15 protein-coding genes are annotated in these 19,164 nt (G+C 62.4%); 14 read left to right on the top strand and 1 reads right to left on the bottom strand.

What is annotated here, in order from left to right; translation table 11 throughout:
* Positions 1 to 251: 251 nt before the first annotated feature.
* The 14 genes from ACT7DK_RS18500 (at position 252) to ACT7DK_RS18565 (ending at position 16,544) form a co-directional block, all read left to right on the top strand.
* A complete protein-coding gene (locus tag ACT7DK_RS18500; protein ID WP_445401734.1) occupies positions 252 to 1,568 on the top strand; it encodes a flavin-containing monooxygenase in 1,317 nt (438 codons plus the stop codon).
* A 77-nt stretch (positions 1,569 to 1,645) separates the two neighbouring features.
* Complete coding sequence (locus ACT7DK_RS18505; protein WP_445401736.1) at positions 1,646 to 2,065, top strand: RidA family protein; 420 nt, start codon at positions 1,646 to 1,648, stop codon at positions 2,063 to 2,065.
* Positions 2,066 to 2,075: 10 nt separating this feature from the next.
* On the top strand, positions 2,076 to 2,747 hold the full coding sequence (locus ACT7DK_RS18510; protein WP_445401738.1) for a DUF1028 domain-containing protein: 672 nt from the start codon (positions 2,076 to 2,078) through the stop codon (positions 2,745 to 2,747).
* Between the two features lie 106 nt (positions 2,748 to 2,853).
* Positions 2,854 to 3,882, top strand: a complete 1,029-nt coding sequence (gene dctP / locus ACT7DK_RS18515) for a TRAP transporter substrate-binding protein DctP (protein WP_445401740.1) — start codon at positions 2,854 to 2,856, stop codon at positions 3,880 to 3,882.
* Between the two features lie 63 nt (positions 3,883 to 3,945).
* Positions 3,946 to 4,503, top strand: coding sequence for a TRAP transporter small permease (locus ACT7DK_RS18520; RefSeq protein WP_445401742.1), 558 nt, complete (start codon positions 3,946 to 3,948; stop codon positions 4,501 to 4,503).
* A gap of 27 nt (positions 4,504 to 4,530) precedes the next feature.
* Positions 4,531 to 5,817: a TRAP transporter large permease gene (locus ACT7DK_RS18525; RefSeq protein ID WP_094039406.1), complete on the top strand. Its 1,287-nt coding sequence runs from the start codon at positions 4,531 to 4,533 to the stop codon at positions 5,815 to 5,817.
* Between the two features lie 10 nt (positions 5,818 to 5,827).
* Complete coding sequence (locus tag ACT7DK_RS18530; protein WP_445401745.1) at positions 5,828 to 6,304, top strand: universal stress protein; 477 nt, start codon at positions 5,828 to 5,830, stop codon at positions 6,302 to 6,304.
* 134 nt (positions 6,305 to 6,438) lie between these two features.
* Positions 6,439 to 7,614 (top strand): acetylornithine deacetylase, encoded by a 1,176-nt coding sequence (gene argE, locus ACT7DK_RS18535; protein WP_445401747.1) that lies wholly within the window; start codon positions 6,439 to 6,441, stop codon positions 7,612 to 7,614.
* A gap of 93 nt (positions 7,615 to 7,707) precedes the next feature.
* On the top strand, positions 7,708 to 9,132 hold the full coding sequence (locus ACT7DK_RS18540; RefSeq protein ID WP_445401749.1) for an APC family permease: 1,425 nt from the start codon (positions 7,708 to 7,710) through the stop codon (positions 9,130 to 9,132).
* Positions 9,133 to 9,684: 552 nt separating this feature from the next.
* Entirely contained in the window at positions 9,685 to 11,079 is a 1,395-nt protein-coding gene (locus ACT7DK_RS18545) for an aminotransferase (RefSeq protein WP_445401751.1), read from the top strand.
* Between the two features lie 87 nt (positions 11,080 to 11,166).
* Entirely contained in the window at positions 11,167 to 12,273 is a 1,107-nt protein-coding gene (locus ACT7DK_RS18550) for a class II histone deacetylase (protein WP_445401753.1), read from the top strand.
* 248 nt (positions 12,274 to 12,521) lie between these two features.
* A complete protein-coding gene (locus ACT7DK_RS18555) occupies positions 12,522 to 13,730 on the top strand; it encodes an MFS transporter (protein WP_445402406.1) in 1,209 nt (402 codons plus the stop codon).
* A gap of 217 nt (positions 13,731 to 13,947) precedes the next feature.
* On the top strand, positions 13,948 to 14,892 hold the full coding sequence (locus tag ACT7DK_RS18560; protein WP_445401755.1) for a LysR family transcriptional regulator: 945 nt from the start codon (positions 13,948 to 13,950) through the stop codon (positions 14,890 to 14,892).
* Positions 14,893 to 15,059: 167 nt separating this feature from the next.
* The gene (locus ACT7DK_RS18565; protein WP_445401757.1) at positions 15,060 to 16,544 is read left to right on the top strand and encodes an aldehyde dehydrogenase; all 1,485 of its coding nucleotides are present in this window, start codon (positions 15,060 to 15,062) and stop codon (positions 16,542 to 16,544) included.
* A gap of 185 nt (positions 16,545 to 16,729) precedes the next feature.
* On the opposite strand, the gene metL is transcribed toward ACT7DK_RS18565, so the two are convergent.
* A complete protein-coding gene (gene metL / locus ACT7DK_RS18570) occupies positions 16,730 to 19,159 on the bottom strand; it encodes a bifunctional aspartate kinase/homoserine dehydrogenase II (RefSeq protein ID WP_445401759.1) in 2,430 nt (809 codons plus the stop codon).
* Positions 19,160 to 19,164 lie beyond the last annotated feature (5 nt).

The following is a 19,164-nucleotide window of genomic DNA, read 5'->3' on the forward strand; positions in this document are numbered from 1 at the left end:
ATGTGAATTCGCTCTCACAACCCCCCTACCGGAACCGGGAAATCCTGTTCAACCCATTGAAAACACAAGATAACCTGGTGTTGTGAAAAGGTTGTTCAGGCCCCGCCCCGCAGCACAGCATCAAATTTTCAAATGTAATCCTAATGTTAATAATATTTTATCGATGCGCTGTTCCCCCTTAGGCTGGTTTCGAACAAGGAGGCCAGACCCTGACCGCCCCGAAACATACCGTCACCCAGAGGGACACAGACATGACAGTTGAAAAAACAGAAATCGATACGCTGGTGGTAGGCGCCGGTCAGGCCGGCGTGGCCATGAGCGAACACCTGACCAAACTCGGGGTGCCCCACCTGGTGCTGGAGCGCAACCGCATCGCCGAACGCTGGCGCACCGAGCGCTGGGACTCTCTGGTCGCCAACGGCCCGGCCTGGCACGATCGCTTTCCGGGCCTGGAGTTCGACGATCTCGACCCCGACGCCTTCGCTCCCAAGGAGCGCATCGCCGCCTACTTCGAGGCCTATGCCAGAAAGTTCAACGCCCCCATCCGCACCGGCGTGGCGGTGAAGAGCGTAACCCGCAATACCGACCGGCCGGGGTTCACCATTGAAACCTCAGAGGGCGTGATCCTGGCCAACCGCGTGGTGGCGGCCACTGGACCCTTCCAGCACCCGGCCATTCCGCCCATCGCCCCCCAGGGCGAGGCGCTGCACCAGATCCATTCTTCCGCCTATCGCAACCCGGACCAGCTGCCCGCCGGCGCCGTGCTCGTGGTGGGTGCCGGCTCCTCGGGAGTGCAGATCGCCGATGAGCTGCAGCGCGCCGGCAAGCAGGTCTACCTCTCGGTAGGTCCCCACGACCGGCCGCCCCGCGCCTACCGCAACCGGGACTTCTGCTGGTGGCTGGGCGTACTGGGCGAGTGGGACGCCGAAGCCATGAAGCCGGGCACCGAGCACGTCACCATAGCGGTGAGCGGCGCCCGGGGCGGCCACACCGTCGATTTCCGCAAGCTGGCCGCACAGGGCATCAACCTGGTAGGCCGCACCGGCACCTTTGCCAACGGAAAGGTCACCTTCGAGCAGGATCTGGCGGAAAACATTCGCAACGGCGACGCCAACTACCTGGCCCTGCTGGACGCGGCCGACGCCTACATCGCCCGCAACGGCCTGGCTCTGCCGGCCGAGCCCCAGGCCCGGAAACTGCTGCCGGATCCCGAGTGCATGACCAACCCGACCCTGGAGCTGGACCTGGTCGAGGCCGGTATCACCTCCATCATCTGGGCTACCGGCTTCTCGGTGGATTACGGCTGGCTCCGGGTCGACGCCTTCGACAACAACGGCAAACCCCGGCACAAGCGCGGCGTGTCGAGCGAACCCGGAGTCTATTTCGTGGGGCTGCCCTGGCTGTCCCGCCGTGGCTCCACCTTTATCTGGGGGGTGTGGCACGACGCCAAGCACATCGCCGACCACATCGCCACTCAGCGCAAGTATGCCGCCTACAAGGACGCCGACCAGCGTGACGCCGACAAGGTCAAGGACATTCGCGCTGCCAAAAAGGAAAGCATCGCCTGAAACTAACCCATTAACCCGGACCGGCACTGTGCCGGTCCCTGTTCGCTTACTCAATCAGTATTAACCGGAGCAACCCCATGCCTACTCACACTCGCATACGCATGTTCAACACCAAGGAAACCTACCCCAACCAGAGCTTGGACAACGACCTGTGCCAGGCAGTACGGGCGGGCAACACCGTCTATGTGCGCGGCCAGGTCGGCACCGACTTCGAAGGCAGGCTGGTCGGGCTGGGCGATCCCCGGGCCCAGGCGGAGCAGGCGATGAAGAACGTCAAGCAACTGCTGGAAGAAGCCGGCAGCGACATGAGCCATATCGTCAAGACCACCACCTACATCACGGATCCGCGCTTTCGCGAGCCGGTCTACCGGGAGGTGGGCAAGTGGCTGAAGGGCGTCTACCCCATCTCCACCGGCCTGGTGGTGGCGGGCCTGGCCCAGGCCGAATGGCTGATGGAAATCGATGTCATCGCCGTCATTCCCGACGAACAGGCATAAGGAGGACACCATGACCTTTTCCGTCGCCGGGCTCTGCCCCGACACCGGCATGATGGGCTGCGCCATCAGCTCCTCCAGCATCGCCGTGGCCAGCCGCTGCGCCTTCGTGCACAGCGGCGTGGGCGTGGCCCTGAGCCAGAATGTCACCAATCCGGTGCTGGGCCCCCTGGCACTGGAGCTGTTGCAGGAGGGAGTGGCGGTGGAGCAGATCCCCGCCGTGCTGGCCAAGGCCGACCCCCACCTTCAATGGCGCCAGCTCGGCGTGCTGGACCGCCAGGGCAACGGCGTCACCTTCAGCGGCGACCGGGCCCTGGGCCTGAATGCCACCGCCCGGGGCCGGCACTGCCTGGCCATGGGCAACCTGCTGGCCAACACCCGGGTGCCCCAGGCCATGGTGGACGCCTTCGAACTGAGCCGGGGCCACCTGGCTGAACGGCTGCTGCTGGCGCTGGAAGCCGGGCTGGAGGCCGGCGGCGAGCTGGGGCCAGTACATTCCGCCGGCCTGCTGATGAGCGCCGAGCCCAGCTGGCCGGTGGTGGATCTGCGGGTCGACTGGCATATCGCCCCCCTCCACGAACTGCGCCTGCTCTGGCGGCAATACCAGCCCCAGATGCAGGCCTACATCACCCGCGCCCAGGATCCGGCCAAGGCCGACTCCTTCGGCGTACCGGGGGATGAATAAGGGGTTGGCTGCTGCCCGCTAAGGGAGAACCGGCACCGCCCCGCCAATACGGGTGCCCATGCGGGCCCCGATTTACTTGAAAATGGATGTAATGGAGATGCAGATAATGGATTTGTTCAAGTCTTTCTCAACCCTCGCCAAAGCCGTTCCCCTCGCTTGTCTGGCCTTCGGTGCCCAAGCGGAAACTTGGAAGTACGCCATCGAAGTGTCCCAGGGAGATATTCAGGATCTCTATGCCCAGGAGTTCAAGAAACGCATCGAAGCCAAGACCGACGGGGAAGTGAAGGTCAATATCTTCTACGGCGGCACCCTGGGTACTTCGGCCGACGCCACCGAACTGGTGGCCGACGGCGCCCTGCAATTTGCCAATATCTCCCTCGGCCACCTGGGTTCCTTCGTGCCGGAAATACAGCTGTTTTCCATCCCCTTCATCCTGTCGGAGAACAACGAGGTCAACAAACAGCTGATGACCGACTCCACAACCGTCTATCAGGGCATGGAAAAAGGCTTCGCCAAGACCGGGCTGCGCCTGATGAGCATCTACTCCGAAGGCGAGGATGCCTGGGCCGCCAACCGTGCCGTGCGTACTCCGGAAGATCTGAACAACTTCAAGATGCGTATTCTGGTGTCCCCGCTGCAGGTAGAGGCATTCAAGGATCTGGGCTCCAGCCCTACCCCCCTGCCTTTCGGTGAAGTCTACGGCGCCCTGCAGCTGAAGATGATAGACGGGGTCGGCCAGCCCATCTCCTCGGTCTACCAGAGCAACTTCTTCGAGGTGACCGACTACCTGATCTCGGCCCGCCATCAGCTGTTCACCAGCGCCATCATCACCGGCGATGACTGGTTCGACGGTCTGCCGACCGAGCGCCAGCAGCTGATCCGCGACACCATGACGGAAGTCACCCACTACATGATGGACGAGGTACCCAGGCTGGAGCAGGAGTTCCTGGCCAAGATACTGCAGGAAAAGCCGGCCATGACCTATATCAGCCTTAACGAAGCCCAGCGTGACGCCTTCCGAGCCAGGGCCGATCAAACCCGGCAGAAGTTCGTACAGATGGTAGGTAGCCATGGGCAACAGGTGCTGGACGGCTTTCTCGCCGAGCGCGATCGCCTGGAGCAGCAACTGAACTGAGGTTTGGCCTTCTCTCCGCCGTCGCCCGGCAAAGGGCGGCGGCACCTACCGAGGATACCCCCCATGACACCTATGTTACACCGCGGACTGATCCTGGCCGACCGCTGGATCCACCGGCTGGAAGTGACCTGTCTGGCCGGTGGCATACTGCTGATGGCACTGAACACCATCATCAACGTATTCGGCCGCTACCTCTTTGCCCACAGCCTGTATTTTGCCGAAGAACTGAACCAGATCCTGATGGTGGTGATCACCTTCATGGGGTTGGGTTACGTCACCCGCCAGGGCCGCCATATCCGCATGTCCGCCCTCTACGACGTGCTGCCCGATCGCTACAAGAAAGGGCTGATGCTGCTGATTACCCTGAGCACTGCCCTCACCCTGTTCCTGCTCAGCTACTACGCCTATGCCTATATTGCTCAGATGGCCCGGCGCGGCATGATCACGGCCGCCCTGCAGATCCCCCTGTACTGGACCCTGCTGGTGGTGCCGCTCGGCTTCTTCATCGCCGGACTGCAATACAGCCTGGCCTTTATCCGCAACCTGCAAAGCCGCGACATTTTCCTGTCGTTCCATGCCTTGGACATCTACGACGAATCGCAACCCAAGGAGTCGCTCTGACGCGGCCGCCCACAGAAGGAAAAAACCATGACCACGGTAATGCTGAGTACCATGATAGTGCTGCTGTTGCTGGGCTTTCCCATGATGATGCCGCTGCTCATCGCCACCCTGGCGGCCTTTTTCCTGTTTTTCGAGATGCTCAATCCCACCATCATCATCCAGCAGATGGTGGGCGGGGTGAAACCCTCGGCGCTGGTCGCCGTGCCGATGTTCATTCTCTCGGCCGACATTATCACTCGCGGCCATTCCTCGGATCGCCTGCTCGACCTGGTGATGCGCTTCGTCGGCCACCTGCGTGGCGGCCTGGCAGTCACGGTAGCGACCACCTGTACCCTGTTCGGTGCGGTTTCCGGCTCCACCCAGGCGACAGTGGTGGCGGTGGGTGGCCCCATGCGGCCACGCATGCTCAAGGCCGGTTATAGCGATACCTTTACCATGGCATTGGCCATCAACGCCTCCGACATTGCCTTCCTGATCCCGCCCAGCATCGGCATGATCATCTACGGTGTGCTCACCGGCACCTCCATTTCCGAGCTGTTCATCGCCGGCATAGGGCCGGGGCTGCTGATCCTGGCGATGTTTTCCGGTTATGCGGTGTTCTACGCCTGGCGTCACCGCATACCGGTAGAACCCAGATCCAGCTGGCATGAACGCTGGCGGGCCATCCGCCGGGCGATCTGGCCCGCCGGCTTCCCGTTGATCATCGTCGGCGGCATCTACGGCGGCGTGTTCAGCCCCAGCGAGGCCGCCGCCATCTGTGTGCTCTACGCCATCCTGCTCGAGGTGGTTATCTTCCGGTCCATCAGGCTGAAGGAGCTGCCCGGCATCGCCCTGTCCACCGGCCTGGTCACCGCCGTGGTCTTCATCCTGATCGGGGCCGGAGCCGCTTTTTCCTGGGCCCTGTCCTACGCTGAGGTGCCCCAGACCATCATCAACGGCCTCAACCTGGCCGACGCCGAGCCCATGACGGTGTTGCTTTGCATCGCCGTCGCTTTCTTTATCGGCTGCATGTTCGTCGATCCCATAGTGGTGATGCTGATCCTGATCCCCATCTTCCTCCCCCTGATCCGCTCCTCCGGGCTCGATCCGGTACTGGTCGGCACCATGATTACCCTGCAGGTAGCCATCGGATCGGCCACGCCCCCCTTCGGCTGCGACATTTTCACCGCCATCGCCATTTTCCGGCGACCCTATATGGAGGTGATACGGGGTACTCCCCCCTTCATATTCATGCTGTTGCTGACCGCCGTGCTCTTGGCCCTGTTTCCGCAGATAGCCCTGTTCCTGCGTGATTTACTGGTCTCGTCCCGATAAGGAGAATGACATGAATACGCCCCATTCCTCCCCCTTCCGCCACCTGCTGGTAGCGGTGGACGGCTCACAGGCCGCTCTCCAGGCCCTGGATACCGCCGCCGAGTTGGCCCACGCTTTCCACAGCCGGCTTAGCCTGGTCAGCGTCTACCGACATTTTTCCTACACCAACCGGCGCTATACCCAGCTCAGGGTCGGCCCCATCGAGGCCGCCAGTCCGGTGGAGCTGAGCCTGAAGTCCCTGGCCGAGGAAGCTCTCCTGCAGGCCCAGACAAGCCTTACACAACGAGGCCTGAGAGCGGACTGCCATCTTCGCCGGGGAACGCCGGCTACCGTCATCCTCGAGCTGGCGGACCAGTTGTCGGTGGACGCCATCGTCCTGGGCAGCCATGCCGAGGGTGATCGCCTGTTCGGCAGCCTGGCCGACCGGGTCAGTGCCCAGGCTCACTGCAGCTGCATCAGGGTGCGCGGAGTCGGCTCAGGCACCTGAATAGCTTTTATTTATCCAAGGCACAGTATAAAAATACTTTTAATATACAAGGCCATTACATAATCTTCACCAAAGAGAAACAATCCGGCCTGCGGCAGGCAGCCCGGAGTGACCCGTGTTTATCAGGAGATCCCATGGCCAGCGCCCTTACCCTCGAGATTCTGCAGCGACTGATCGGCTTCGACACCACCAGCGCCAATTCCAACCTGGCGCTGCTGGAGTATGTGCGCGCTTACCTGAACGGTTACGGGGTGGCCAGCACCCTGGTGCATGACGAGGCCGGGCAGAAGGCCAACCTCTACGCCACCATAGGGCCGGCGGACCAGGCCGGCGTCATGCTTTCGGGCCATACCGACACGGTGCCGGTCACCGGCCAGCAGTGGCGCCATGATCCCTATCGGCTGACCCTGGAGGAGGGCCGCTGCTACGGCCGGGGCACCGCCGACATGAAGGGCTTTCTCGCCCTGGTGCTGGCCGCCGTGCCCGAGATGGTAAAGCAGCCCCTGCACACCCCCATCCACCTCGCCTTTTCCTACGACGAGGAGATCGGCTGCGTGGGGGTGCGCCGGCTGATCGACACCCTGGCCGGGCTGCCGCTCAAGCCGGCCCTGTGCATCATCGGCGAGCCCACCCAGATGAAGGTGGTCACCGCCCACAAGGGCAAGCTCGCCGCCCGGGTCGACGTCCGCGGCAAGGAATGCCATTCCGGCCTGGCGCCGTTCGGGGTCAACGCCATCAACTACGCCGCCCGCCTGATCCAGTGGCTGGAGCGCCTAGCCATCCAGAAGCGCAACCAGGGCCCCTTCGAGGAAAGTTACGAGATCCCCTACAGCACGGTACATACCGGTACTGTGGCAGGGGGCACCGCCCTCAACATAGTGCCCAACCACTGCCAGTTCCTGTTCGAGATCCGCAATATCGCCGCCGAGGATCCCCGCCGCCTGCTGGCGGAGTTCCGGGATTATGCCGACACCCTGACGGCGGAGATGCGCCGCACCGATCCGCACTGTGCCATCGACGTCGAGATCACCACCGAATACCCGGGGCTCAGCACCGCCAACAACGCCGAGGTGGTGGCCTTCGTCCAGCGCCTGGCCGGCACCGAGGGCACCCATACCATCGGCTTCGGCACCGAAGGGGGCCTGTTCAGCCGGGTGCTGGGAGTACCCACCCTGGTATGCGGCCCCGGCAGCATGGAGCAGGGCCACAAACCCGACGAGTTCATCGAGATCAGCCAGCTCGAGCAGGGCGAGCGCTTTATCGCCCGCCTGCTGGCACAACTGAGGGCGCCCGCCGGGCGTCCAGCTTAACCAGCGCAACCCGAAGGTTCCCGGCAAGCGGCGGCAGGAGCTAGCCGCCCGCCCCGGGAGCCGGCCATAGCAACGTTTAGGAGTGAATGGAATATGTCCGACAATGTCACCTACGCCGCGGCGCCCACCGCCGGCAACAGCAAGGCGAACACCGGCTTCGGCCGGGTACTGGGGCTCGGCTCCCTGCTGGCGGTCGCCATCGGCCTGGTGGTGTCCCAGGGGGTCATGGTGCTGATGCTGCAGGGCGCCGGCATCGCCGGCCTGGGCTTTATCATCCCCCTGGCCATCGGCTATGTGCTGGCCCTGACCTACGTCTATTCCTTTTCCGAGCTGTCGCTGATGATCCCTCGCGCCGGCAGCCTCAGCAGCTACACCGAGGTCGCCATCGGCCAGTTTCCGGCCATACTGGCGGTGTTCTCCGGCTACATAGTGGTGGCCATGTTCGCCCTGTCCGCCGAACTGCTGCTGCTCGACTTTATCATCGACAAGATCTACCCCGGCGTCTTTCCGCCCATGAGCGTGGGCATCGGCCTGCTCGCCGTCTTCACCGGCCTCAACCTGATGGGCATCGATCTGTTCGCCAAGCTGCAGTCGGTACTGGCCTTCGTCATGGTGCTGGCGCTGCTGGCGCTCGGCCTGTCCGCCATCGGTGGCGTGGCCAATCCCCATCCAGCGGGCATCGATCTCACCGCCGACTGGAACCCGCTGGGCGCCGGTGCCATCACCCTGGTCGCCCTGGCCATCTGGGGCTATGTGGGCGCCGAGTTCGTCTGTCCCCTGGTGGAGGAGTCCAAGGCTCCCGAGCGCAACATCCCCCGGGCCATGATCATCGGCGTCACCGTGATCTTCATCACCATCGCCATCTACTGCCTGGGTGCCCTCTTCTATATACCGGCGGATCAACTGGCCGCCTCGCCCCTGCCCCATTACGACTTCGCCAAGGCGGTGTTCGGCGAGGCCGGCCTGACCTTCCTGGCCATCGCCGCCATCACCGCCACCTGCAGCACGGTGAATACCTCCCTGGCGGCGATTCCGCGCATGCTCTACGGCATGGCCCAGAACGGCCAGGCCTTCCCCCAGTTCAAGCACCTGACCAGGGGCACCCGGACGCCCTGGGTGGCGGTGCTGTTCGTGGCGGCGGTCACAGGCCTGCCCATGCTGATCATGGGCGACGATCCGGACGCCATCGGCCTGCTGCTGATTTCCGCCGCCATCGCCTGGCTGCTGGCCTATATCATCACCCATGTCAACGTCATCGCCCTGCGCCGCCGCTACCCGGAGATGAAGCGGCCCTTCAGGACCCCCTTCTACCCCCTGCCCCAGATCATCGGCATCGGCGGCATGCTCTATGCGGTGTACTACGCCTCGCCCGCCCCCGAACTGAGCGGGCAGATCTTCGGCGCCGCCGGCGCGGTGCTGGGCATCGTCTCGGTGATAGGAGTGCTCTGGGTCAAGCTGGTGATGAAGAAGAAGCTGTTCGAGCCCGAACCCATCGAAAAGGTGCTGGATGCCAAGTAGGCGGGCGCGCCAGGATGAAGGCAGTCTGACAAACCTTCAGAGTTGACCAGACAGGCAACACCTATGCCAAAGCAGGCGGACAAAGGGAGCGGCTCCGCCGACCGTCACATGCCAGGGATGGCATGTGCGAACCTACATGGATGTACTTGCGGCGTGTCGGCGGAGTTGGCCCTTTGGCTGACCTATGCGGTCATGACAACGACCTTGTCATCAAACTGAAACGGCGACCTCGGTCGCCGTTTTTATCAGCGGAAGATAAAGCAGCCGGCACTCGGTATCAGTCCAGTCGTCCCGGGCCCATTTGAGGGCCGAAACTCACTGATTTGTCCCGAAAAGTGCCGAAGGGAACCTCTTTTGGGACTCTTTCCACTCCATCCCCCTTGCATAGTTTTTTCAAATACAAATAGTGAAAAAATAATATTTTAACAATGATTAAATGATCCGTAATCTCAAGGTTAGCGGTTTGTTAAGCCTTTGAGTCGAAGTGGCTCAGGGAGCGAGACGACAGGCCGGTGATGGTATTCAAGTACGAGCAAAGGAGCGATGTCGAAAATGTCCAAACCAACCAACATCAGCATGCAGGAAGTGTGGCAGCAGGACAGGGATCACTACATCCATCCCTGGACCGACTTCTCCACCTTCAAGGAAACCGGCTCCATGGTGCTGGCCGGCAGCGATAACGTGCACGTGTTCGACGGCGACGGCAACCGCTATCTGGACGGCATCGGCGGACTCTGGTGCGTCAACATCGGCTACGGCCGGGAAGAGATGGCCGAGGCCATCGCCGAGCAGGTACGGCAGATGCCCTACTATTCCTGCTTCGGCCACCACACCACTGTGCCCGCCGCCCGGCTGGCCGCCAAGCTGGCGGAGCTGGCCCCGGGCAACCTCAACCACGTGTTCTATGGCTGCGGCGGCTCCGTCGCCAACGACACCGCGGTGCGCATCATCCACTTCTACTTCAACCAGCTGGGCAAGAAGAGCAAGAAGAAGATCATCTCCCGCATCGACGGCTACCACGGCAGCACCTATATGGCGATGTCGATCACCGGGGTCAAGTTCGACCATATCGGCTTCGATATCGAGGAGCAGCTGGTGCACCATATCTCCTGCCCCAACCCCTATCGCCGCCCGGCCAGCCAGAGCCTGGAGGACTTCTGCAACGAGAAGGTGCAGGAGCTGGAAGACAAGATCCTGGAGCTGGGCCCGGACAATGTCGCCGCCTTCTTCGCCGAGCCCATCATGGGTGCCGGCGGGGTCATAGTGGCGCCCGAGGGCTACCACCGGAAGATCCTGGCCGTGTGCCGCAAATACGGCGTGCTCTACGTGTCCGACGAGGTGGTCACCGCCTTCGGTCGCCTGGGCCACATGTTCGCCTCCGAGGCCGAGTTCGGCATAGTGCCGGACATCATCACCTGCGCCAAGGGCCTGACCTCCGGTTACCTGCCTCTGGGGGCCACCATCCTCTCGGACGAGATCTACGAGGTGATAAGCAAACCCCAGGCGGACGGAGCCATCTTCACCCACGGCTTCACCTACTCGGGACACCCGGTCAGTTGTGCCGCCGGTCTGAAGAACATCGAGATCATGGAGCGGGAACAACTGTGCGCCCAGGTGCGCGACATGGGCGCCTATTTCGAAACCCAGTTGAAGACCCTGCTCGACCTGCCCATCGTCGGCGACGTACGCGGCCGCAAGTTCATGATGTGCATCGAAAACGTGGCCGACAAGGAGACCAAGGCCCTGATCGATCCCCAGGCCCGGGTCGGCAACCGCATCGCCGCCCACTGCCAGGCCCGCGGCCTGATAGTGCGCCCCCTGGCCCACATGAACGTGCTGTCGCCGCCCCTCACCCTGGCCAAGGAGCATATCGACTTCATGATCGCCACCCTGCGGGAGAGCATCGAAGTCACCGTCCAGGAACTGAAGGCGGAAGGCTTTCTGTAAGCCTACACAGGTTGATTGACAGCAGTTTGAACCCTTGATGGATTTGACCTTCAGGTCAAATCCATCTCAACTTCACGGAGCTGAATCATGTTGAGAGATACCGGGCTAGTTTACAGTGAAAAATATTTTTGGTACGACAGCCTCAACCAGGCATTTCCTCCTTTTTATATCGAGCCGGGCGCCAATCCAGACCGACCGGATATCAAAAGGCGCTTTTACAATCTTCTTTCCGCCTTGGGCGTTCTCGAGAAACTTACCACTATCAAACCACGCATGGCCACGACAGAAGAAATTCTGCGTGTGCATTCCCCGGCATATTTTGAAATCCTGAGCAGTCAGCGCAACTCACCAGCTGGCGTCGCCGGCCCCGGTGCAGTCTTTGCCGGAAATAGTTTCGACATCGCCCTGCTCTCTTCAGGCGGTGTCATAACCGCAGTAGATCAGGTAATGAACAAGTCCGTAGACAACGCCTTTGCCTTGGTCCGTCCGCCCGGTCATCACGCCGAAACCGACAGGGGAGCCGGTTTCTGTGTACTCAACAACGCCGCTCTGGCAGCCCGACACGCTCAGAGTTATCCCAATATAGAGCGGGTTGCCATTGTTGACTGGGACGTGCACCACGGCAATGGCGCCCAGCAAATCTTCTGGCGGGATCCAAGCGTGTTCACCCTGTCCATTCATCAGGATTATTACTTTCTGGAAGAGAATACCGGTACCATGGACTACCGGGGAGAAGGCAAAGGCAAGGGCTACAACCTCAATATTCCGTTACCGCCTGGCTCCGGCAATGCCGTATACCTAAACGTGCTCAATCGAGTAGTAATACCGGCGCTGGAAGCCTTCAGACCCGATTTCATCATTGTAGCCTGTGGGCTGGATGCTGGCTGCTATGACCCCCTTGGTCGCATGGCTGTCACTCCCAGCGGTTTCAGGACCATGAGTACGGCGATGGCGCAGTGCGCAGACCGACTGTGTGAAGGCCGCCTAGTGATGTGTCAGGAGGGCGGTTATGACCTAGCCTCCACTCCCTACATGGGGCTGAGCGTGCTGGAAGGCCTGTGTGGAGCCCAATACATAAGCGAAAATCCCTTCGAGGTGTTTGGCAGTACACTGGGCTACACCAATATTGTATTGCCCCATCAGGAAGAGGTCATTAAAAGGGCACAGCAACTAGCAGCAGAAATAAGACTATGAAAAGCATGGGCTGGGAGAATTGGCCTATCAAATGGTGAACATTTAATGAACGTTCGCCAACTCAATTTACGTTAAACATCAGGAACAAAAACAACTTATTACTTAGGCAACACGATAGTGGCTCTCAACACGATTCATTAAAAGCTTACACATTACATCAATACCGACAAGGACATGACTCAACAGGTACTTATTTTTTCACATCGAAGATAAAATATCGATATCATGAAACAAAGGAGTAGTTGAAAATGATAAAAGGGAATTATCTAGACAAGAAAATATTGGCCCCTTTTTCGGCCATTTATGGCGTTGGTCTCGCGCCTCTGCTGATATTACCATTTATCTTCACTTCCGTGATGAGCGAATTCGGAGTTGGTGAGTCCAAGGCCGGTAGCCTTATCACCTATTACATCACTACCATGTGCCTGTCTTCACTGGCTCTCGCACCAATAATCGGGCGAGCCCCCCGCCGCACTCTGGCCCTTGCTGGTACCCTTATCGCCATTGCCGGCAGCATCGCCGTAATGCTTGCCGACGGCTACGGACAGGGTGTTGCTTCCTTTGTGTTCGCCGGTATAGGCAGTGGCATTGCCCTGTCCTGCGGCAACGCCGTAGTGGCCGGCTACAGGGATCCAGATGACAGCATTAATAAAATAGTGTTGCTCGGTACTATTCTGATGGTGCTTCTGCTCAGTCTGGTACCGTCCGCCATCAGTTACTGGTCGCTGGCTGGCGCCATGGGTGTACTAGTGGTGGTGCATGCTCTGCTGATCCCCCTGATCCTGATGCTGCCCCAGCATCCTGAGCAGCATATGCAGCAAGAAGCCGAGGGCAACCGCTGCTCTGTGCTGTTCAAGCCGGTCTCCCTAGCCATTCTCGCCATGGTCTGCTTCTACTTTGTGCGTGACACCATGGTATGGGTATTCGCCGAACATATCGGTACCACACGCATCGGTATGGCTCCTGAGTCTCTCGGCTTTCTGTTCGGAATTCACGGCGCCACCTCCCTGCTAGGTCCCATAATTCTGCTGTGGGCCGGTAAATACCTGAGCCGAGGCACCCTACTGGTACTGGGCATAGTCACCACCGGTGTGATCACATACTCGGTGACGCAGACCGAGAGCTATCCGGCTTACACCATCATCGTCGTGCTCTGGTCAACTGCCCATTTCTTCACCTATAGCTGCATGATGGCGCTGGCCAGCGTGGCCGATACCAAGGGCCGCATCGCCGCTGCTGCTGGCTCAGCCGTGATGGCCGGCACCGCCGTGGCACCGACACTAGCAGGCTATGCTTTCGATCTGGGGGGCTACCCAACCCTAGGCTATTTCGTCACTGCCGCAGTCGCTCTGACCCTAATTTCATCCCTGTATGCCATTTACGCCACACGGGCAGCCAAACCTTCTAGGCTGGAAGCAACAATACCGCAATCCGAAGAACAGATACAAAAATCGTAAAAATAAACATAAAAAGGCTTACTCTCTCACTTGTCCACTCTGTTGTGTTTCAGCGGGGGTATACTCCCGCTTTTTTCTATTTCCGTCTCATCGAAGGTGGAAAGTCATCAATTCCATTGCATTATTTTTTCAAATCCAGATATATTTTTAGCACAGTCTAAATAATGGTTCGGGAAGGGCGCTTGCCGAGCCGTTTCCCTTTGCAGGAAGCAAGCCTATGCGTTTTACCCTCAAGCAACTGCGCTACTTCGTGGTGGCCGGCGAACACAGCAGCGTCACCCGGGCGGCGGAGGAGCTGCACGTCTCGCAGCCCTCCATTTCCTCCGCCATCCTGCACCTGGAGAGCGTCACCGGGCTGCAGCTGTTCGTGCGCCACCATGCCCAGGGGCTGTCGCTCACTCCCTCGGGCCGGCAGTTTATCGTCAAGGCCAAGCAGTTGCTGGGCCAGGCCGACGGCCTGGCCCACTACGCCAGCACCCTGGGGCAGGATGTGGCCGGCTCCCTGCGCATCGTCGGTTTTCCCACCTTCACCCCCATACTGGTGCCCGGTCTGGTCCGCCGTTTCAACGACATGTACCCGGCGGTGAATGTGCAGTGCGATGAAAAGCACCAGAAGGACATCATCCAGGGCCTGCACGACGGCCGCTACGAACTGGCCCTGACCTACGACCTGCAGATCCCCGCGGACATCGAGTTCGAGCCGCTGATGGAATTCCCGCCCTACGCGGTGATGAGCCAGGATCATCCCCTGGCGGAGCGCGGCGAGCTGGCGCTGGCGGAGCTGGCCGGGCACCCCATGGTGCTGCTCGACTGGCCCATGAGCCGGGAGTATTTCTTCTCCCTGTTCCTCAGCCAGGGGCTGGAGCCCGACTTCGCCTACCAGGCCAGGTCGATGGACATGGTACGTGGCCTGGTGGCCAACGGCTTCGGTTACTCCCTGTTCAACGTGCCCCTGGTCAACAACCTGGCGCTCGACGGCAAGCGCCTCGCCCACGTGCCGCTGACCGACAACCTGCGCCCCCTGCGCATGGGGGTGGCCCGGCTGGCCCAGTTCCGGCTGACACCGGCGGCGGAGGCCTTTATCGAGCAGTTGGGCAAACAGGCCCAGCAGCTGTCGAGCACCGTCTTCACCGACAGCCGCTTCTATCGCAGCCTGAAATGATCAGCATAGGTAAATCAAATCCAAAACAAAAAATTAAAATATTTTACAGATACAGGCTCGCTTCATAGGCTGGCAAGACAAGGCAGCCGCTGACTGGAGCGGATTCCGCCCTGGGATCGATACTGACAGGACGAGGAAACCCCGAGCAGGGGTGAATGGAGAGAAGGATGACTGTACGAGACAAAGCCTACTGGCAGCACAAGTGCGAACAACTCACCCTGGAAACCCGGGCCTTTATCGACGGCGGCTTTGCCGACGCCGCCAGCGGGGCAAGCTATGCCATGGTCAATCCGGCCACCGGCAGGCTGCTGGGGCAGGTGGCGGCCTGTGACGAGGCGGACGTCGACCGGGCCGTGGCCGCCGCCCGGCGCAGCTTCGACGCCGGAGCCTGGTCCCGGGCCGCGCCCCGGGAGCGCAAGGCGGTGCTGCTGAAGCTGGCCGCCCTGATCCGGGAACATGCGGAAGAGCTGGCCCTGCTGGAGTGCCTGAACGTGGGCAAGCCGATACAGGATGCGCTCAACATCGACATTCCCGGCTCGGCCGCCTGCTTCGAGTGGTACGCCGAGGCGGTGGACAAGCTCTACGGCGAGGTCGCCCCCACCGACGGCCACAGCGTCGCCACCATCACCCGCGAACCCATAGGGGTGGTGGCCGCCGTGGTGCCCTGGAACTTTCCCCTCGACATCGCCGCCTGGAAGCTGGCCCCGGCGCTGATCTGCGGCAACTCGGTAGTGCTCAAGCCCGCCGAGCAGTCGCCGCTCACCGCCCTGCGCCTGGCCGGGCTGGCGCGGGAAGCAGGCCTGCCCGACGGCGTGCTCAACGTGGTCACCGGCCTGGGCCAGGTGGTGGGCAAGGCCCTGGGCTTACACAACGACGTTGACTGCCTCGCCTTTACCGGCTCGACCCGGGTGGGCAAGCTGTTTATGGGCTACTCCGCCGAGTCCAACATGAAGCCGGTCTGGCCTGAGACCGGCGGCAAGAGTCCCAATATCATCTTTGCCGACTGCGATCTGGACGAGGCGGTGGCCCACGCCGCCCAGGGCATTTTCTTCAACCAGGGCGAAGTCTGCTCCGCCAACTCCCGCATCCTGGTGGACAACCGCATCAAGGCCCAGTTCGTGGAGCAGTTCCTAGCCCGGGCCCGCGCCCTCAAGGTGGGGGCCCCCCTGGATCCGGACACCCGGGTAGGGGCACTGATCGATCTGGCCCATGCCGGCCGGGTACGCCAATGCATCCGCCAGGCCCGGGAGGACGGCGCCGAGCTGCTGACCGGCGGCGAAGGCGCAGCGGAGACCGCCTATGTGCCGCCCACCGTGTTCGACAAGGTGGATCCGGAGGCGGCGCTGGCCCGGGACGAGGTGTTCGGCCCGGTGGCGGCCCTGTTCGGCTTCGACAGCGAGGAAGAGGCCATCGCCCTGGCCAACGACTCCATCTACGGCCTGGCGGCCTCGGTGTGGACCAACGATCTGAACCGGGCCCACCGGGTGGCGCGCCGGCTGCGGGCCGGCACCGTCTCGGTGAACACCATGGACGCCCTGGACTTCAGCACCCCCTTCGGCGGCTACAAGCAGTCGGGCTTCGGCCGGGATCTCTCCCTGCACGCCCTGGACAAGTTCACCCAGCTCAAGACCACCTGGATAAAGCTGCGCTAAGCGCGGCGTTCCTGCTCGGCAAGTTGCTGGTCAACCTTCGTATTACTCTGTAGTCACCCCCGCAAAGGGGGGAGTCCGGTGCAATCTTCCATGGATCTCCGCTTTCGCGGAGATGACCACAATTAAAAATGCGGAGGAAGGTCTTCATCAAGTTGAAGAGGCTCCCTTGCGGGAGCCTCCTTGGTTTACAGGGTGGCCAGCAGCAGCCACAGATCCGCCTGCATGGCGGCGGCAGTCACTTCCCGGCCGGCGCCGGGGCCCTGGATCACCAGGGGATTCTGGCGGTAGTGCTGGGTCTCGATGGCGAACACATTGTCGCCGGGCCGCAGGTGGGCGAAGGCGTGCTCACCGGATACCACTTCCAACCCCACGCTGGCCTCGCCGCTCTGGGCATCGAAGCGGGCCACGTGGCGCAGCACCCCGCCCTCTTCCCGGGCCTGGGCCAGGGCCTCGGCCAGGGGCTGGTCCAGTTCGTCCAGCCGGTCGATCACGCTGTCCTTGTCCAGCGTCGCCAAGGACTCGGGCACCAGGTTGCTGACCCTGACCCTGGCCGGATCCAGATCGAAGCCAGCCTCCCGCGCCAGTATCACCAGCTTGCGCTTCACGTCCTGGCCGTTCAGATCCTCCCGGGGATCCGGCTCGGTCAGGCCCTGCTGCCAGGCCTGCAGCACCAGCTCGGAAAAGGGCTGGCTGCCGTCGAAGTGCTGGAACAACCAGCTCAGGGTGCCGGAGAAAAGACCGCTGATGGCGCGGATCTGCTCGCCCGAGTGGCGCAGCTGGTGGATGGCGGTCTGCACCGGCAGGCCGGCGCCGACGGTGGCGTTGCTGAGAAACTGCACCCTGTGCTCGGCCAGGCCCTGCTTGAGCCGCAGGTAGAACGCCTGCTCCGCCGCTCCGCCGTGCTTGTTGGCGGCGATCAGGTGCACATGGCGCTGTACCAGCGCCGGATAATGCTGCACCAGCGCCTCGGAGGCGGTGAAGTCCAGGGCCACCAGGCTGTCGAAGCCGTGCTCCTCCAGATCTTCCAGCCAGTCGGGCCAGACGATGGATCTGGGCTGGAAGTCGTGCAGCACCTGCTCCACTTCCAGCCCCTGGCTGGCCAGCATGCCGCCGCGGGAGTCGAAGGCACCGTAGAGGCTGAGCTGCACGTTCAGCTCCTGCTCCAGCCGCGCCTTCTGCTCCCGGTACAGCCTGAGCCAGGCCTGGCCGATGTTGCCCCGGCCGAACAACACCAGGCCGACCCGCCTGGGCCGGCTGAACAGGCTCTGGTGCAGGCGCAGCAGCAGCGGATCCAGCACCACCCTGCGCACCACCCCCACCAGGCTCAGGCCGTTGCCGGCGGGCTGGATGAACTCCAGCGGCTGCTCGTTGAGGGCGTGGTAGAAATGCAGGCACTGCTCGGCCTGGGCGGTGACTCCCTTGCCCACCAGGGCCACCAGGGAGAAACCTTCCCGCAGCTGCAGCCCCTCGAAGCCGCCGGCGGGCTGGTGATCCCTGAGCAGGGAGAAGGCCTGCTCGGCCTGCTCCCGGGTATAGGCAATCTGCCACAGCTGGCGCTCGGGCCGGCGCTTGCAGGCCAGGGGCGCCAGTTCCCGCCGGGTCAGCCAGTCGGTGAGGGCGTCCACCGTTTCCTGGTAGCGGGCGGGAATGGTCATCTCCAGCAGCACGGCATCGTCCACCGCGGTGACGATGCGCGCGCCCTGGGCCCGCTGCGGCTGACGCAGTATGCGGGTATGGCCGTCGTCCGGGTGGTAGCTGCAGCGCAGCATCAGCTGCTGGCGGCTGGCGGCCACCGGGCCCAGGGTGCGGCTGTGCAGCACCGGCGAACCCAGCCGGGCCAGCTCGGCGGCTTCCGGCAGAGACAGCCGGGTCAGCAGTCGCGCCTCCTTCACCCGCCGCGGATCGGCGCTGAACACCCCAGGCACGTCGCTCCAGATGGTGGCGTGGCTGCTGTCGGCCAGGGACGCCAGCAGGGTGGCGCTGAAGTCGGAGCCGTTGCGCCCCAGCAGCCGGGTACGCCCCTCGGCGTCGGCGGCGATGAAGCCGGTCACCACCAGGATCCGGTCCTGGTGCTCGGCCAGGATGGCGCCCAGTCGGCGGCGGGATTCGGCTTCGTCCACCTGCACCGGCGAGCCGGACACCAGCAGGAAACGGCGGGCATCCAGGCTGGCCGCCGGCAGGCCCTGGCCGGCGAGCAGCCGGGCCAGCAGGCGGGAGGACCAGACCTCGCCGAACGACTGGATCAGGCTGCGCTGGTCATCCCCCAGGCGTTGGCTTTCCAGCACGGCGGCGATGGTCTGGATGTCGTCGTCCAGGGCCGCCAGCAGGGGCGCCGCGCCGGCCTCGTCCAGGGTGGTCTCGATCAGGTTGCGCTGAAAGCCGTGCAGGCCTTCCAGCGCCTCGGGCGCCGCGCTGTCACCGCTGGTGAACAGGCTGAGCAGCTCGATCAGTCGGTTGGTGGTCTTGCCCGGCGCCGACACCACGATGAGGGCGTCGGGCTGGGCCAGGTTGTGGATGATGCCGGCCACCCGGTGAAAACAGGCGGCGTCGGCCAGGCTGCTGCCGCCAAACTTGTGGACCGGGCGCCGCTGGCCGCCGGTGTCATTCTGGAGCATGGTCA

The sequence above is a fragment of the Zobellella sp. An-6 genome, from assembly GCF_052487945.1.

What these genes read in the sequence shown, in the direction of transcription:
- metL (WP_445401759.1), bottom strand. Translation starts at nt 19,159, where the DNA reads ATGCTCCAGAATGACACCGGCGGCCAGCGGCGCCCGGTCCACAAGTTT.
- ACT7DK_RS18505 (WP_445401736.1), top strand. Translation starts at nt 1,646, where the DNA reads ATGCCTACTCACACTCGCATACGCATGTTCAACACCAAGGAAACCTAC.
- ACT7DK_RS18550 (WP_445401753.1), top strand. Translation starts at nt 11,167, where the DNA reads ATGTTGAGAGATACCGGGCTAGTTTACAGTGAAAAATATTTTTGGTAC.
- dctP (WP_445401740.1), top strand. Translation starts at nt 2,854, where the DNA reads ATGGATTTGTTCAAGTCTTTCTCAACCCTCGCCAAAGCCGTTCCCCTC.
- ACT7DK_RS18520 (WP_445401742.1), top strand. Translation starts at nt 3,946, where the DNA reads ATGACACCTATGTTACACCGCGGACTGATCCTGGCCGACCGCTGGATC.
- ACT7DK_RS18560 (WP_445401755.1), top strand. Translation starts at nt 13,948, where the DNA reads ATGCGTTTTACCCTCAAGCAACTGCGCTACTTCGTGGTGGCCGGCGAA.
- ACT7DK_RS18555 (WP_445402406.1), top strand. Translation starts at nt 12,522, where the DNA reads ATGATAAAAGGGAATTATCTAGACAAGAAAATATTGGCCCCTTTTTCG.
- argE (WP_445401747.1), top strand. Translation starts at nt 6,439, where the DNA reads ATGGCCAGCGCCCTTACCCTCGAGATTCTGCAGCGACTGATCGGCTTC.
- ACT7DK_RS18530 (WP_445401745.1), top strand. Translation starts at nt 5,828, where the DNA reads ATGAATACGCCCCATTCCTCCCCCTTCCGCCACCTGCTGGTAGCGGTG.
- ACT7DK_RS18525 (WP_094039406.1), top strand. Translation starts at nt 4,531, where the DNA reads ATGACCACGGTAATGCTGAGTACCATGATAGTGCTGCTGTTGCTGGGC.
- ACT7DK_RS18545 (WP_445401751.1), top strand. Translation starts at nt 9,685, where the DNA reads ATGTCCAAACCAACCAACATCAGCATGCAGGAAGTGTGGCAGCAGGAC.
- ACT7DK_RS18510 (WP_445401738.1), top strand. Translation starts at nt 2,076, where the DNA reads ATGACCTTTTCCGTCGCCGGGCTCTGCCCCGACACCGGCATGATGGGC.
- ACT7DK_RS18565 (WP_445401757.1), top strand. Translation starts at nt 15,060, where the DNA reads ATGACTGTACGAGACAAAGCCTACTGGCAGCACAAGTGCGAACAACTC.
- ACT7DK_RS18540 (WP_445401749.1), top strand. Translation starts at nt 7,708, where the DNA reads ATGTCCGACAATGTCACCTACGCCGCGGCGCCCACCGCCGGCAACAGC.
- ACT7DK_RS18500 (WP_445401734.1), top strand. Translation starts at nt 252, where the DNA reads ATGACAGTTGAAAAAACAGAAATCGATACGCTGGTGGTAGGCGCCGGT.